Here is a 14155-nt window from a genome sequence, read left to right as displayed (position 1 = left end):
CCCGACTCGCAGCGGGGGCACTCTGGGACCACCCAATCCAAACAATGTGGACGGGGGTAACCATCTATTATTTCGGCCGCCTGTTAGACGGCCAGTTTATCATTGTGACTACACTAAGCAATATGGATTTGGTATATCTTGGCGTTGCAGTATGGCGATAATTTATAGAAGTTAGCCCATCATTGGTCTAATGCAAGAGTAAAAATTTCCTATACCCCGCGCCCGCAGGAGAAAGAACACCCGCACATGTGTAGAAAGCAGGACGCCGCCGACGTTGAACCCGCGGTCCGGGTTCTCAGCGCGCTCGATTCACCGCTCAGGCTCCACATCCTCCTCCTTCTCCGCGAGCGCGAACACTTCGTCCACGAGCTGGTCGAGGCGCTCGACAAATCCCAGCCGCTCATCAGCCAGCACCTGCGCGTACTCAAGCAGGCCGGCCTGGTCCGCGCCGAGCGCTCCGGGCGCGAGGTCACCTACCGGCTCGCCGCCGAGGAAATCCTCGACATCTACCGCCAGGCCGCCGCGCTCAGCGCCACCCTCGAGGCCGAAGGCTAACCGGCGGGCCGGGCCAACGGCGCGCTCTGCCTAGTCGTAGAGATAGTTGTAGATGTATCAACGCTGGTAAACTAGCCGGTATGGCCATCCAAAGCAGTATCCCCAAGCTGGGCGCCCGCAACACCCGTCAGCGCACCGCCGTCATCGAGGTCCTGCGGGACATGGAGAAATTCGCCTCCGCCAAGGACATCCACTTCGCGCTCCAGCAGCGCCAGGAAAAGGTGGGCCTGACCACCGTCTACCGCACCCTGCAGTCCTTGAGCGATATCGATGCCGTCGATGCCCTCCACATGCCCAACGGCGAGACCCTCTACCGCCACTGCGACTCCGACGCGCACCACCACCACTTGGTCTGCACCAAGTGCGGCCGCACCGAAGAAATCGACGGCGGCCCCATCGAGAACTGGGCGGCGCGCATCGCCAAGGACTACGACTTCGAGCTGACCGGCCACGACGCCGAAATCTTCGGCACCTGCCGCCAGTGCCGCCTAGCCAATAAGGGCAGCGAAGCCGACGCCGAGTAGGTAGGTAATCCCGGCCGCGCCCAGCCCGATAACAAGCTGGCGCAGCGCCCGCTTCAGCGGCGGCTTGCCGGAGATTACCCCCACCACGCCGCCGGTAAACATCAAGGCGATGGCCACCAGCACTAGCGCGACCACCGCGCCCACGGTGGTCGAGGCCCCGAAGAGGAACGGGATGATCGGGATAAACGCGCCGGTAGCGAAGAAACAGAAGCTCGACAGCGCCGCCGACCAGGCCTGGCCGATGACCCCCGGCGCCCCGCCGTCGGCCTCACCCGCGGCGTCCGCAGCCGGCAGGCCCATCGCGCCCAGCCCCGCCGAGGGGTGCGCGGCGCGCTGGCGGGCCTGCATCTTGTCGAAGACCTCCTGGGCCTTGGTCTCCGCGGCCTCTGCGCCCATGCCGCGGGCCCGGTAGATGAGCGCGAGTTCGTTGGCGTTGACGTCCAGGTCCGGCACCAGCGTGTGGGCGTCCGGCGCCGGGCGGGAGGCCTCCAGCAGCTCGCTTTGGGACTTCACCGAGACGTATTCGCCCGCCGCCATGGACAGCGCGCCGGCCAGTAGGCCGGAAATTCCCGTCAGCAGCACCGACGTCGATGCCGCGCCCGAGCCCATCACGCCAATGACCAGCGCCAGGTTGGAGACCAGCCCGTCGTTGGCGCCGAAGACGGCGGCGCGGAAATTGCCCGACATCTTCTCGCGCCCGCGCGTGGCCAGCCCGCGCACGACCTCGGCGTGGACGTGCTCGTCCGCGGCCATCTGGTCGCTGGCGTCGATATCGTCCGTATAGGGAGTACGCGTTTCCGCCGTCTGCATCAGCGCCAGCGTGAACACGGATCCGAAGTGCTGCGCCATAAAGCCCAGCGCCCGCGTGCCCAGGTCCGGCTTGCGCGGGAAACCGACGGCATCCCCTAACTTGTCCCGCCAGTACTGCTCGTGCCGGGATTCCGACTCCGCCAGCTGCAGCAGGATGGAGCGCTCCTCGCCGACCTTCTTGCGCGCCAGCTCGCGGTAGACCGCCGCCTCGGCGCGCTCGTTGGCCAGGTAGCGCCGCCAGCGGTTGATCTGCTGCTTGGTCGGCTCGCCCGGAACAGCCACTACTTCGTCCCCCCGAAGCGACGGTCGCGGCGCGCGTACTCCTCTACGGCGGCGAACATGTCCTCCGGCGTGAAGTCCGGGAAGAGCTTGTCCTGGTAGATCATCTCCGCGTAGGCCGACTCCCACAGCAGGAAGTTCGAGGTCCGCTTCTCCCCCGACGGGCGCAGGAAAAGGTCCACGTCCGGCATGTTCGGGTCGTAGAGGTACTGGGCAATGGTCTCTTCGTTAATCTCGCGCGGGCGCATCTCCCCACGCGCGACCTTGTCCGCAATGACCCGCATGCCGTCGACCAACTCGGCCCGGCCGCCGTAGTTCACGCACATCACCAGGGTCATCCGCGTGTTGTCGCGGGTAAGCTCCTCGGCCGCCTCCAGCTCACGCACCACGCTGCGCCACAGGCGCGGGCGCCGCCCGGCCCAGACCACGCGCACGCCCTTCTCGTGCAGCCAGCCGCGCTGGCGCCGCAGGACGTCACGGTTAAAGCCCATCAAAAAGCGCACCTCTTCGGGGCTGCGCCGCCAGTTCTCCGTGGAGAAGGCGTAGGCCGACAGGTAGTCCACGCCCATGGCCAGGCAGGCGTCGACGGCGTCCAACAGCACCGCCTCGCCGCGCTTGTGCCCCTCGGTACGCGCCATGCCGCGCTCCTGCGCCCAGCGGCCGTTGCCGTCCATGACGAGCGCGATGTGCTTCGGCATAAATTCGGCAGGGATCTGCGGCGGGTGCAGGACTCGGTTCGGATCGGGAGTAATCACAGCCACCCATTCTACTGCCTGTACACCGCCTTGCTGCAAGCGGTGCGGTTAGCTCTGATCCATCACCGACAGCGCCGTGACCTTGTGCTCGATGTGCCACTGCAGGTGCGCCCGCGTCAGCTGGTGGGCCTGGGCCCCACGCGTGGGCACCGCGGCTATCGATGCCTCCGCCTGCCCCAGCCGGTCATGCGCCAGCAACCACATCACGTGCAGGGTCTCCGGGTCCACCTCCGCCGCCCCGGGCGGGCGGCACTGGTGGCAGGCCGCTCCGCCGACGGCGGGGTGGAAGGCGTGGTGGGGTCCTGGCGCCCCGCACTGGGCGCAGTCGAAGAGGCTAGGCGCCCAGCCGGCATGCGCCATTGCCTGCAGCAGGAAGGAATCCAGCACGGCGGTGGGATCGGCATCGGTCTGCAGCAGGCTAAATGTCGCGCGCAGGGCCTCATACAGGTACGGGTCAGTGTCCGTGGCGGCCAGGCGCTCAGCGGACTCCAGGGCCGCGCAGGCCGCGGTGTAGCGGTCGTAATCATAGGTGATCTTGGCCCCGTAGTACTCCACGGTGTCGGCCTGGGAGATGGTGGCCAGGTTGCGGCCCGGGTAGAGCTGCACGTCCAGGTTGACGAAGTGCTGCAGCCGGGACCCGAACCGGGACTTGGCCCGGCGCACCCCCTTGGCCACGGACCGGACCAGCCCGTGCTCGCGGGTCAGCAGCACCACCACGCGGTCGGCCTCGCCGAAATCGTAGGTGCGGATGACCCAGGCGCGGTCCCGGTACGACGCCCGCGACATGGCCTAAAAGCCCAGCCGGCCCAGCGACTTCGGGTCGGACTGCCAGTTCTTGAGCACCTTGATGCGCAGATCCAGGTAGATGTTCTGGCCCAGCAGGGAGATGATTTCCTTGCGGGCGTTGCCCACGATCCGGCGCATCCGGCGCCCGTCCTTGCCCTCGATGATGCGCTTTTGGCCCGGGCGCTCCACGTACAGCACGGCGTGGACGTCGAGCACGCCCTCGCGCTCCGGATCGGGCAGGATCTCGTCGACCTCCACGGCCACCGAGTGCGGCAGCTCGTCCTTGAGCCCGGACAGCGCGGCCTCGCGGATGAGCTCCGAAATGCGAGTGTCCCGGTCGTCGTCGGTGACGTGGTCGTCCGGGTAGAACTTCGGGCCCTCCGGCAGCGCCTCGGTCAGCACGCCGATGAGCTCATCGATCTGCGTATTTTCCCGCGCGGAGACCGGGATGACCACCGCATCCGGGTCGTCCTGGCTAAGCAGCTCGTGCAGGGCCAGAAGCTGCGCGCCGACCTGGTCCTTGGTGGCCTTGTCCAGCTTGGTCACGATCCCGACCACCGGGGTGCGCGGGGCGACCTTTTTGACGTTGTCCAGGATCCAGCGATCTCCCGGGCCAATCTTTTCGTCCGCCGGCACAGTCATGCCAATGACGTCGACGTCGGCGTAGGTGTCCTTGACGGCCTCGTTGAGGCGCTCGCCCAACAGCGTACGCGGCCGGTGCAGGCCGGGCGTGTCCACCACGATGATCTGGGCATTATCGCGGTGCACCAGCCCGCGGATCGGGTGACGCGTGGTCTCCGGCTGATCCGCGGTGATGGCGATCTTCTGCCCCACCAGCGCGTTGGTGAGGGTGGACTTGCCGGTGTTCGGGCGGCCGACGAAGCTGACGAACCCGGAGCGGAAGCCCTCCGGGGTGCCGGCCGTGCCGGCCAAGAATGTTTCATTAGTCATCGTGGGAACTATCCTACAAGGTCACGCGCGGGGGCAGGAAAACCTAGAGTTCGTCCACGCTGAACTGCAGCTGCGGGTGGGCAAAGCAGTCCTGAGCGGCGATGAGCTCCAGCTCGCGCGAGTCCGCCTCGTAGGTGGTGCGCAGCAGATCGTAGACCTGGGAGGCCGTGGCCTTCAGCGCGGCGTGCGCGTCTTGGTGGCGCACGTAGTGGCCGGTGAACAAGGCGGCGGTCACGTCGCCGGAGCCGTTGTACTTGACCGGCAGGCGCGGGGTGGTCACCGTAAAGGCGCGGTCGCCGTCCACGGCGATCATCTCCACTTTATCCTCCGGGGTTTCGGGCCGCTCGACGGAGGTCACCAGGACCACGCGCGGGCCGATCTCCTGGGCCACCTTGACCGCCTGCAGGGTCTCGTCCAGCGTGCCGGTCGGCTGGCCGGTCAGGTAGCCCAGCTCGAACTGATTCGGGAAGATGATGTCGGCGACCGGCAAGATTTTATCGCGCAGCAGCGGCGGGATCTCGTCGGAGACGAAGCAGCCGGACTTCTCGTTGCCCATCACCGGGTCGCAGGCGTACAGCGCCTGCGGGTTGGCCTTCTTGACCCGGCGCACGGCGTCGATGATGACCTCCGCGATATCGGAGCCGCCCTGGTAGCCGGACAGCACCGCCGCGACATCCGGGAAGGCGCCGCGGCGCTCGATGCCGTCGATGATCTCCGTGACCTGCGCGGCCGGCAGCTGCGGCCCGCCCCAGTCACCGTAGCCGGTGTGGTTCGAGAAATTAACGGTGTGCACGGGCCAGACCTCGTGGCCGGCGCGTTGGAGGGGAAAGACGGCAGCGGAGTTCCCCACGTGCCCGTAGGCCACATGGGACTGGATGGAAAGGATACTCATGGCAGATAAGTCTAGTCGTCGTCTACGTCACTGTTGTCCGGTTTGGCCACCGGCTCCCCCACCGGCGGGATGCCACCGGCGGGCACCTGGCGGTCCAGGTCCGCGCGGTCGGCCGCGGAGGGGAACGCCCGCGGGCCGGTCGGCTTGGGCTGGTAGCTCACCCCGCGCGCGGACAGGTCGTCGTACCAGTTGGCCAGCAGCTCGTTCTGCAGGCCGAACATCTCCTTTTCCTGCGCGGGGGTGGCGTGGTCGTAGCCCAGCAGGTGCAGCACCCCGTGCACGGTCAAAAGCGCCAGCTCGTGGCCCAGCGAGTGGCCGGCGGCCTGGGCCTGGCGCTCGGCGAATTCGGGACACAGGACGATATCGCCCAGCATCGCCGGGCCGAAGCCGTCGGCGGCCGCCGGCGCATCCGGGCGCAGGGTGCCGGTGCTCGAGCCCGGGGTGACCTCGTCCATCGGGAAGCTCATCACGTCCGTGGGCCCGGCCAGGTCCATCCAGCGCACGTGCATGTCCTCGATTGTGGCCAGATCGACCGCGGAGATGGTCGCCTCGGCCTCCGGGCTGACGTCCATCTGCGCCAGGGCGAAGCTGGCGACGTCGCCCAGCATTTCCTCGTTCACGCCGGCGTAGCCGGACTCGTTGACAAATTCAATGGCCATGGTTTTTCTACCCCTCCTGCTTCTGGCGGTCGCGCTCGGTGGCGGCATCGTAGGCATCGTAAGCATTGACAATCCGCCCGACCAGCGCGTGGCGCACCACGTCGTGGGAACCGAGATCCGCGAAATAAATATCGTCCACCCCGTCTAGGATGCGGCGCACGGTCTTCAGCCCGGAGACCTGCCCGCGCGGCAGGTCCACCTGGGAGACGTCGCCGGTGACCACGATGGTCGAGCCAAAGCCTAGGCGGGTCAAGAACATCTTCATCTGCTCGGGCGTGGTGTTTTGAGCCTCGTCGAGGATGACGAAGGCATCGTTGAGCGTGCGGCCGCGCATATAGGCCAGCGGGGCGACCTCGATGATGCCGGCGTCCATCAGCTTCGGAATCATCTCTGGGTCCAGCATGTCCCGCAGCGCGTCGTAGAGCGGGCGCAGGTAGGGGTCGATCTTGTCGTTTAAGGTGCCGGGCAAAAATCCCAGCTTTTCTCCCGCCTCGACGGCCGGGCGGGTCAGGATGATGCGCTGGACCTGCTTGTTCTGCAGCGCCTGGACGGCCTTGGCCACGGCCAGGTAGGTCTTGCCGGAGCCGGCCGGGCCGATGCCGAAGACCACCGTGTGATCATCAATGGCCTGCACGTACCGGCTCTGCCCCACCGTCTTCGGCCGGATGGTCTTGCCGCGACGCGAGATAATATCCGCAGCCAGCGCCTGGCTGACCGACAGCGGTGCCTCCGTCTCGATCATGGCCACGGTGTGCTTGACCGTCTCCGGGGAGATGGCGTGCCCGCGGCGGGCGATGGCCTCCAGCTCGTCGAAGACCTTGACCGCCCGGGCGATCTCGAAGTCGGGGCCCGTGACGGTCACCGTGGTGCCGCGGGCGAAGAGGTCGGCATCCAGCTGGTCGTTGAGCACGCGCAGCGTCGCATCCGCCGTGCCCAGCACGGCGTTGACGTAGACTGGGTCGAGCTCAATTTTTTGGGTATCAATAGCCACGCCCATAGGCTACCAGCGCTCGGTTAACGCCCCGATAGCCGCCAGGGCCACCATGGCCGCGGATGCTGTCCGCAGCACCTGCGGCCCCAACTTGATAGGTTGCGCCCCGGCCTGGGTCAGGCGTTCCAGCTCCGCGCTGCCGATGCCACCTTCCGGCCCCACCAGCAGGTAGACCGTGCCGGACAGCTGGGCCTCGCGGATGCTGCGGGTGGCCTCCTCGTGCAGGACTAAGGCGTGGTCGGCCTGGGCCAGCAGCTGGGTCAGCTCGCCGGTGCTGACCGGGCCGCGCACCTGCGGGATGCGCGCCCGGCGGGACTGCTTGGCCGCCGCCTGGGCCGTGGCCTCCCACTTGGCCAGCGCCTTCGGGATCTTCTTGCCTTCCCACTTGGCCACGCAGCGGTCGGCCTGCCAGGCGATGATCTCGTCCGCGCCGGCCTGGGTGGCCAAGTCCACGGCGAGTTCGGCGCGCTCCGATTTCGGGATGGCCTGCACGACGACCACCTTCGGATGCGGGGCCGGTTCCGCGCGCACCGCGGTAACGGCGGCGTCCAGCTGGTCCTTTCCGGCGGTGGCGGTGACCTCCGCGGTGACCACGCGGCCGGTGCCGTCGGTAAGCTCCAGCTGCTCGGTGGGTTTGAGCCGCTTGACCGTCACGGCGTGGCGGCCCTCCGCGCCGTCTAGGTGGACGCTCTGGCCGGGCGCGGCGCCGCGAAGGTCCGGGTGGATGAATACGGGCAGCGACATTAGCGGCGGAAGTGGCCCCGCAGGCGGGAAAACAGCGACTCGTCCTGGCCGTCGCCCTCCTCCTTGACGGTGGCAGAGTCGTTCTGGCGGTCGCGGATCTTCTCCAGCGCCTCGCGGGTCTTCTTGTCCAGGTTGCGCGGGACCACCACGTCCACGTGGGCGTACAGGTTGCCCGCGCCCTCGGTGCGCAGGCGGGTCATGCCCTGGCCCGGGATCTCGATGGCCTCGCCCGGCTGCGTGCCGGCGGCCACGTCCACGGTGACCTCCTCGCCGCTTAGGTGCGGCAGCTTGACCTGGGTGCCCAGGGCGGCATCCACCATGGGCACGCGCAGGGTCACGTGCAGGTCGTCGGCGTCGCGTTCGAAGACCTTGTGCGGGCGGGTAGCAACCTCCACGTAGAGGTCACCGGCCGGGCCCCCGCCGTGGCCGACCTCGCCCTGGGAGGCCATGCGGATGCGCATGCCGTTGCCAATGCCCGCCGGGATATTGACCTTCAGATCCCGGCGCTTCTTCACCCGGCCGTCGCCGCCGCAGTGGTTGCAGGGGTCCTCGATGATTTCGCCGTAGCCTTGGCACTGCGGGCACGGGCGCGAGGTAAGAACGTTGCCCAGGAAACTGCGCTGGGTCTCCTGGATTTCACCCGCGCCGGAGCAGGTCGGGCAGGTCACCGGCTTGGCCTTGGACTCCGAGCCGGAGCCCTCGCACTTGTCGCAGAGCACGGCGGTGTCCACGGTAACCTGCTTCTGCAGGCCGGTGAAGGCCTCCTCCAGGGTGATGCTGGTGCGCAGCAGGGCGTCGTTGCCCGGCTGCACGCGCGAGCGCGGTCCGCGGGAGCCGCCGGCCGCCCCGCCGAAGAACTCGGCGAAGATATCGCCCAGGCCGCCGCCCCCGAAGCCGCTGAATCCGCCCGCGCCGGCACCGGGCCCGCCGCCGCGCTGCTCCATGGGATCTCCGCCCATGTCCACGATCTGGCGCTTCTGCGGGTCCAGCAGGACCTCCTGGGCCAGGGAGGCCTCGCGGAACTTCTCCGCCGCCTCGTCGTCGCCCGGGTTCACATCCGGGTGGTACTTGCGCGCGAGCTTGCGGTAGGCCTTCTTAATCTCCGAGTCGGACGCGGACTTGTCCACGCCCAGAATGCCGTAATAGTCACGAGCCACGGTAAATTGCGTCCTTACTTGCTTAGTCGATAGGGGTGTTTAAAAATCTGTAGCGGCTTTCCAGCCTACTAGCTGCTGCAGCGGCTATTTCTCCCCGGCCAGAATTTCGCTGACATAGCGTGCAACAGCAGAAACCTTAGCGATTGTTCCCGAGTAATCCATAAACGTCGGCCCCACCACGCCGAGGCCGCCCAGCGTCTCGCCGTCCGTGCCGTAGGCGGTGGTCACCACCGACGAAGTGCGCAGGGCGTCCGCCTCGTGCTCGTCCCCGATGACCACGGAGACGTTGCCCATATCCGGCACGCGCGCCAGCAGCTTGAGGAAGACGACCTGCTCCTCGAGGGCATCGATAATGCCCGGCAGGCCTTCGGGAAAGTCCCGGGCCAGGCGGGTCAGGTTGGAGGTGCCGGCCAGCAGCAAGCGGTCGGCCGGCTGGTTGACCAGGGTCTCGATCAGCGTCGTTGCGCTGTTAAGCACGTGCCCGCGCATATCCACCGGGGCGACGTCGACCAGGTCGGCCAGGGACTGGGAGGCCTCCGTGATGGTCTTGCCCGCCAGGGCGTTGTTGAGCAGCTCGCGCAGACGGTGCGTCTGGTCCGGATCGATGACCGCGTCCAGCGCCACGTTGCGCTGTTCCACCCGGCCGGTATCCGTAATCAGCACCAGCAGCAGGCGGACGGGGCTTAAGGCCACGACCTCGCAGTGCTTGACGCGGGAGACCTGCAGGTTCGGCATCTGCACCACCGCGGCCTGCTTGGTGACCTGAGCCAAAAGCTGCACCGAACGCGAGAGCACGTCCTCCAGGTCCACCCCGCCTTCCAGAAAATTAAGCATGGCCCGGCGCTCCGATGCGCTCAAGGGTTTTAAGTCGTGGATGGCGTCCACGAAGAGGCGGTAGCCCTTCTGCGTGGGCACGCGCCCGGAGCTGGCGTGGGGTTGGGTGATAAGGCCTTCGGATTCCAGCGCCGCCATGTCGTTGCGGATGGTCGCCGATGATACCCCCAGCTGGTAGCGCTCCAGCAGGGTCTTCGAGCCCACCGGTTCCTGGCTGGCAATATAGTCCGCGACGATGGCACGCAGGACTTCCTTGCGGCGCGCATCAGTAGTGCTAGACATACCTTTAAGCCTACCCGCGGTCTTCGGCCACCAAGATATCGGTGATGATCCCGTCGGCCAGCAGGCGGCCAGCGTCCGTGACCTTTAACCGCCCGTCGGCTTCTTCCAGCAGCCCGCGCTGCCGATGCCGCCCCACCACCTCGTCGGCAGCCTGCGACACCCAGTCGCGCGGGATGCCCTCGCTCAACCGCAGGCCCAGCATGATGGCCTCGGTGTGCCGGTCGGCGTCGGTGAGGGTTTCTTCGCCGGCGATGGGCAGGGCGGCATCGGCAAGCAGGCGGGAGTAGCGGGCCGGGTGCTTGACGTTGAAAAAGCGGGTATTACCCAGGTGGGAGTGGGCGCCGGGGCCGGCTCCCCACCAGTCGCCGTCGCGCCAGTAGATGAGGTTGTGCCGGCAGTCCCCGCCCGGCTTCGCCCAGTTGGAGACCTCGTACCAGCCGTAGCCCGCCTCCTCCAGGGCGCCGGCGATGAGCTGGTAGCGCCGGGCCAACACGTCCTCATCGGGGGCGGGCAGCTGGCCCTTGGCGACCTTGCGGGCCACGCGGGTGCCGTCCTCCACGATGAGTGAATAGGCGCTGACGTGGTCCACGCCCGTGGCCAACACGCGGTCCAAGGTGGCACGCACGTCGTCGTCGGTCTCGCCCGGGGTGCCGTAGATCATGTCCAGGTTCACGTGCTCGAAGCCGGCGGCTAGGGCCTCGGCGGCCGCGTCGAAGGCCCGCCCCGGCGTGTGGGCGCGCTCCAGCACCGTCAGCACGGCCGACGATGCCGACTGCATCCCCAGGCTCACCCGCGTGAACCCCGCCTCGCGCAGTCCGGCGAAAAACGCCGGGTCCGTTGACTCCGGGTTGGATTCCGTGGTGACCTCTGCGCCTTTGGCCAGGCCGAAGGTCGCGCGCACGCGGTCCAGCACGCGGGCGAGGCCGTCCGCCCCCAGCAGCGACGGGGTGCCGCCGCCGATAAAGACCGTCTCCGCCGGACGCTGGACCTTCGCCGCTGCCAGCTCGAGTTCCTGGTCCAGGGCGTCGAGGTAGCTGGCCTGCGAATTCGGCGCGCCCAACTCCCCGGGCGTATAGGTGTTGAAATCGCAATACCCGCAGCGTGTGGCGCAAAACGGGACGTGGATGTAGAGCCCAAAGGAATCCTGCATGGGCATCAGCCTAGCGAAAGCGGGAACAAACTTGGGGGCCAGGGCGGTTATACATGTAGTCTAAGAAGGTAAAAAATCCCCGTCCCCAAGGAAAGAAAGGCTACTTTGGTGGAACCTCCCAGTCGATGTCCCCGCTACCTGTATCTAGGCGGTGGGGTCTAAACCATGTGGTCCGCAGCTTTGATGCTCTTAGCGGGCATCGTGGTCATCGCTCTCATCATTGTGGCCAACGCGTATTTCGTCGCGCAGGAATTCGCGTTCATGTCGGTCGACCGCACGCAGCTTCGCACCGCGGCCGCCCGCGGGGATAAAACCGCCCAGCGGGCCCTGCACATCACCGAGCGCACATCCTTCATGCTCTCGGGCGCGCAGCTGGGCATTACGATTTCCGGCCTGCTCATCGGCTACGTCGCCGAGCCGCTCGTCGGCGAGGCCCTAGGCGTGCTGCTCGGCGGCGTCGGCGTGCCGCGGTCGGTCTCCGTCACCGTCGGCACCGTGGTGGCGCTGGCGCTGTCGACCATCGCCAGCATGCTCTTCGCGGAGCTGTTCCCCAAGAACTACACCATCGCCGCGCCGATGAAGTCGGCCCGCTTCCTGGCCGCCTCCACGCAATGGTACCTGCGCATCTTCGGCTGGATTATCCACTTCTTCGAGTATTCCTCCAACGCCATCCTGCGCCTGTTCCGCGTGGAGCCGGTCGACGACGTGGATTCGTCGGCCACCACCGACGACTTCGAATCCATCGTGGACGCCTCCCACGAGGCCGGCGACCTGGACCAGGACACCTACATGGTGCTCGACCGCCTGCTGGACTTCCCCGAGCACGACGTCGAGCACGCGATGATCCCGCGTTCCCGCGCCGACGCCGTCGACCCCGAGACCACCCTCGGCGAGGTCCGCGCACTCATGGCCGCCAACCACACCCGCTACCCCGTCGTCGACGAGGAACACAACCCCATCGGCGTCGTCCACCTCATCGACGTCCTGGGCTCCGAACTGGCCGCCGATGCCCCCGTCACCCAAGTCATGCGCGAGCCCGTCGTGGTCCCGGAGATGATGCCGCTGCCGGATCTGGTCTCCGAGCTGCGCGGCCAGGACCAGAAACTGGCGTGCGTGATTGATGAGTACGGCGGGTTTGTCGGCATCGTTACGCTCGAGGACCTGGCCGAGGAAATCCTGGGTGATGTCACCGACGAGCACGACATCGAAGAGTCCGAGGAAATCACCGAGCAGGGCGACAACCACTGGATTGTCGACGGCGACACGCCGCTAGACGAGGTCGAGCGCGCCATCGGCCACGACCTGCCCGAGGGCGACTACGAGACCATCTCCGGGCTGCTGATGTCCCAGACCGGAGCGCTGGTCGAGGCCGGAGAGGTCCACACCATCGACCTGGAGGCCGAGCCCGAGGACTGGGTCGACGCCGACGATGCCCCACTGCGCCACCTCAAGGTGCGCGTCGAGGAGATCGACCGGCACGTGCCCTCGAGCCTCGCGCTGGAGCTGGTCGAAGAGTACCGGGAGGAGGAGAAATAATGGACAACTGGGTTTTTAACCTACTGGTGACGATCGTCATCATCGTCGCCTCCGCGTTCTTCGTGGTCATCGAGTTCTCCCTGCTGGGCGCGCGCCGCAACCGCCTCGAGGAGATGGCCGAAGACTCCCGCAGCGCCCGGGCCGGCCTGCGCAGCCTCAACGAGCTAACGATGATGCTCGCCGGCTCCCAGCTCGGCATCACCGCCGCCACCTTCATCCTGGGTGCGGCCACCAAGCCGTGGTTCCACCACCTGCTGATGCCTGTCTTCGAGGCGCTGAGCATGCCCGCGCGGATGGCCGACATCGTGGCGTTTATCGTCGCGCTGTTCCTGGCGACGTTCCTGCACCTGGTCATCGGCGAGATGGCCCCGAAGTCCTGGGCGATTACCCACCCGGAGACCGCTTTGCGGCTCATCGCCATCCCCGCCCGCGCCTTCATCTGGGTTTTCCGCCCGCTGCTGGCCTGGATCAACCGGATGGCCAACCAGCTGGTGCGCTTGGCCGGCGAGGAGCCCGTCGACCGCGCGGCGGCCGCCGGCTACAACGTCGAAACGCTGCGCAGCTTGGTCGAGCACTCCCGCGAGACCGGCGCCATGGACGACGAATCCGCCTCCCAGATCACCGGCGTCATCGAGCTCGAGTCCTCGACCGTCGCCGAGCTCGCCCGCGAGCACGGTTCCGCCGTGATCCCCATGCCCAGCGACACCACCGTCCGCGAGCTGCAGGACTTGGTGCTGCGCAAGGACATCATGCGCGTGCTCGTCTTCAGCAAGTCCTCCCGTGTACCGCGCCTAGTCCACGTCCGCGACACCCTACTCGCCGACCCGGAGACCCCGGTACTCGAGTTCTCGCGCCCGTGCCTGACCGTTGCCGGCGCCACGACCGTGCAGCACACGCTGAACCACATGCGCGCCCGCAACGAGCAGCTCGTGGTGGTCGGCCGGGCCGACAAGGACAACGCGATGTGGGTACTGACCTGGGACGACATCATGGGTCAGCTGTGGCCGCAGATTGCCGAGAAGCTTGACCAGGTCACCGAGATTAAGTAACAGTTCTACCCGCCTTCCCGCAGCCTGGGCACATTCCTAGTCTGCGGGTCTTTTTCGCAGGTGAAGCCGTAAAAACGGTCGTTTTGGGCCTGTGGATGGTTTGCGCAGGTCGGTTAGCTTGCCCCGAGTTATCCACAGGCGCGGGATCGTGCCCTTGTTGGGGTTGACGCTGGCTTCTAGCGTGTGAGTCATGACAACGAC

The 14155-nt window shown here is 67.0% G+C and carries 15 protein-coding genes; 4 read left to right on the top strand and 11 right to left on the bottom strand.

Annotated elements, in window-relative coordinates; translation table 11 throughout:
* Positions 1-246: 246 nt before the first annotated feature.
* Both HMPREF3067_RS06010 and HMPREF3067_RS06005 read left to right on the top strand, forming a co-directional pair.
* Positions 247-555, top strand: a complete 309-nt coding sequence (locus tag HMPREF3067_RS06010; protein ID WP_070768826.1) for an ArsR/SmtB family transcription factor — start codon at positions 247-249, stop codon at positions 553-555.
* Positions 556-635: 80 nt separating this feature from the next.
* On the top strand, positions 636-1079 hold the full coding sequence (locus HMPREF3067_RS06005) for a Fur family transcriptional regulator (protein WP_070768825.1): 444 nt from the start codon (positions 636-638) through the stop codon (positions 1077-1079).
* On the opposite strand, the gene HMPREF3067_RS06000 is transcribed toward HMPREF3067_RS06005, so the two are convergent.
* The 11 genes from HMPREF3067_RS06000 to hemW all read right to left on the bottom strand — a co-directional run bounded on the left by HMPREF3067_RS06000 (position 1044) and on the right by hemW (position 11369).
* The gene (locus tag HMPREF3067_RS06000) at positions 1044-2171 is read right to left on the bottom strand and encodes a VIT1/CCC1 transporter family protein (protein ID WP_070768824.1); all 1128 of its coding nucleotides are present in this window, start codon (positions 2169-2171) and stop codon (positions 1044-1046) included. The two genes, HMPREF3067_RS06005 and HMPREF3067_RS06000, sit on opposite strands and share 36 nt — an antisense overlap.
* The gene (locus HMPREF3067_RS05995; protein ID WP_246819251.1) at positions 2171-2923 is read right to left on the bottom strand and encodes an isoprenyl transferase; all 753 of its coding nucleotides are present in this window, start codon (positions 2921-2923) and stop codon (positions 2171-2173) included. The genes HMPREF3067_RS06000 and HMPREF3067_RS05995 overlap by 1 nt, the downstream gene beginning before the upstream one ends.
* Positions 2924-2971: 48 nt before the next feature.
* Positions 2972-3709, bottom strand: coding sequence for a DNA repair protein RecO (gene recO, locus HMPREF3067_RS05990; protein WP_070768822.1), 738 nt, complete (start codon positions 3707-3709; stop codon positions 2972-2974).
* Between the two features lie 3 nt (positions 3710-3712).
* Complete coding sequence (gene era / locus HMPREF3067_RS05985) at positions 3713-4660, bottom strand: GTPase Era (protein ID WP_070768821.1); 948 nt, start codon at positions 4658-4660, stop codon at positions 3713-3715.
* Between the two features lie 43 nt (positions 4661-4703).
* Entirely contained in the window at positions 4704-5552 is an 849-nt protein-coding gene (gene pdxY / locus HMPREF3067_RS05980) for a pyridoxal kinase PdxY (protein WP_070768820.1), read from the bottom strand.
* Between the two features lie 11 nt (positions 5553-5563).
* A complete protein-coding gene (ybeY, locus tag HMPREF3067_RS05975; protein ID WP_070768819.1) occupies positions 5564-6211 on the bottom strand; it encodes an rRNA maturation RNase YbeY in 648 nt (215 codons plus the stop codon).
* A gap of 7 nt (positions 6212-6218) precedes the next feature.
* Positions 6219-7202, bottom strand: a complete 984-nt coding sequence (locus HMPREF3067_RS05970; RefSeq protein WP_070768850.1) for a PhoH family protein — start codon at positions 7200-7202, stop codon at positions 6219-6221.
* A 9-nt stretch (positions 7203-7211) separates the two neighbouring features.
* Positions 7212-7946, bottom strand: coding sequence for a 16S rRNA (uracil(1498)-N(3))-methyltransferase (locus HMPREF3067_RS05965; RefSeq protein ID WP_070768818.1), 735 nt, complete (start codon positions 7944-7946; stop codon positions 7212-7214).
* Positions 7946-9103, bottom strand: coding sequence for a molecular chaperone DnaJ (gene dnaJ, locus HMPREF3067_RS05960; RefSeq protein WP_070768817.1), 1158 nt, complete (start codon positions 9101-9103; stop codon positions 7946-7948). The genes HMPREF3067_RS05965 and dnaJ overlap by 1 nt, the downstream gene beginning before the upstream one ends.
* 84 nt (positions 9104-9187) lie before the next feature.
* Positions 9188-10219, bottom strand: coding sequence for a heat-inducible transcriptional repressor HrcA (gene hrcA, locus HMPREF3067_RS05955; protein ID WP_070768816.1), 1032 nt, complete (start codon positions 10217-10219; stop codon positions 9188-9190).
* A gap of 10 nt (positions 10220-10229) precedes the next feature.
* Positions 10230-11369: a radical SAM family heme chaperone HemW gene (gene hemW / locus HMPREF3067_RS05950; protein WP_070768815.1), complete on the bottom strand. Its 1140-nt coding sequence runs from the start codon at positions 11367-11369 to the stop codon at positions 10230-10232.
* Between the two features lie 165 nt (positions 11370-11534).
* Here hemW and HMPREF3067_RS05945 point away from each other — a divergent pair, with 165 nt between their 5' ends.
* Together HMPREF3067_RS05945 and HMPREF3067_RS05940 are read left to right on the top strand one after the other, a co-directional pair.
* Positions 11535-12905, top strand: a complete 1371-nt coding sequence (locus HMPREF3067_RS05945) for a hemolysin family protein (RefSeq protein ID WP_070768814.1) — start codon at positions 11535-11537, stop codon at positions 12903-12905.
* On the top strand, positions 12905-13954 hold the full coding sequence (locus tag HMPREF3067_RS05940; RefSeq protein ID WP_371259777.1) for a CNNM domain-containing protein: 1050 nt from the start codon (positions 12905-12907) through the stop codon (positions 13952-13954). The genes HMPREF3067_RS05945 and HMPREF3067_RS05940 overlap by 1 nt, the downstream gene beginning before the upstream one ends.
* The last annotated feature ends 201 nt before the right edge of the window (positions 13955-14155 follow it).

This window comes from Corynebacterium sp. HMSC04H06, assembly GCF_001815935.1.
In the GTDB taxonomy this organism is placed as follows: domain Bacteria; phylum Actinomycetota; class Actinomycetes; order Mycobacteriales; family Mycobacteriaceae; genus Corynebacterium.
Note: the sequence above shows the minus strand (reverse complement) of the source record. Positions and strands in the feature narration are given on the sequence as shown.

What these genes read in the sequence shown, in the direction of transcription:
- HMPREF3067_RS06010 (WP_070768826.1), top strand. Translation starts at nt 247, where the DNA reads ATGTGTAGAAAGCAGGACGCCGCCGACGTTGAACCCGCGGTCCGGGTT.
- HMPREF3067_RS06005 (WP_070768825.1), top strand. Translation starts at nt 636, where the DNA reads ATGGCCATCCAAAGCAGTATCCCCAAGCTGGGCGCCCGCAACACCCGT.
- recO (WP_070768822.1), bottom strand. Translation starts at nt 3,709, where the DNA reads ATGTCGCGGGCGTCGTACCGGGACCGCGCCTGGGTCATCCGCACCTAC.
- era (WP_070768821.1), bottom strand. Translation starts at nt 4,660, where the DNA reads ATGACTAATGAAACATTCTTGGCCGGCACGGCCGGCACCCCGGAGGGC.
- pdxY (WP_070768820.1), bottom strand. Translation starts at nt 5,552, where the DNA reads ATGAGTATCCTTTCCATCCAGTCCCATGTGGCCTACGGGCACGTGGGG.
- ybeY (WP_070768819.1), bottom strand. Translation starts at nt 6,211, where the DNA reads ATGGCCATTGAATTTGTCAACGAGTCCGGCTACGCCGGCGTGAACGAG.
- HMPREF3067_RS05965 (WP_070768818.1), bottom strand. Translation starts at nt 7,946, where the DNA reads ATGTCGCTGCCCGTATTCATCCACCCGGACCTTCGCGGCGCCGCGCCC.
- hrcA (WP_070768816.1), bottom strand. Translation starts at nt 10,219, where the DNA reads ATGTCTAGCACTACTGATGCGCGCCGCAAGGAAGTCCTGCGTGCCATC.
- hemW (WP_070768815.1), bottom strand. Translation starts at nt 11,369, where the DNA reads ATGCAGGATTCCTTTGGGCTCTACATCCACGTCCCGTTTTGCGCCACA.
- HMPREF3067_RS05945 (WP_070768814.1), top strand. Translation starts at nt 11,535, where the DNA reads ATGTGGTCCGCAGCTTTGATGCTCTTAGCGGGCATCGTGGTCATCGCT.
- HMPREF3067_RS05940 (WP_371259777.1), top strand. Translation starts at nt 12,905, where the DNA reads ATGGACAACTGGGTTTTTAACCTACTGGTGACGATCGTCATCATCGTC.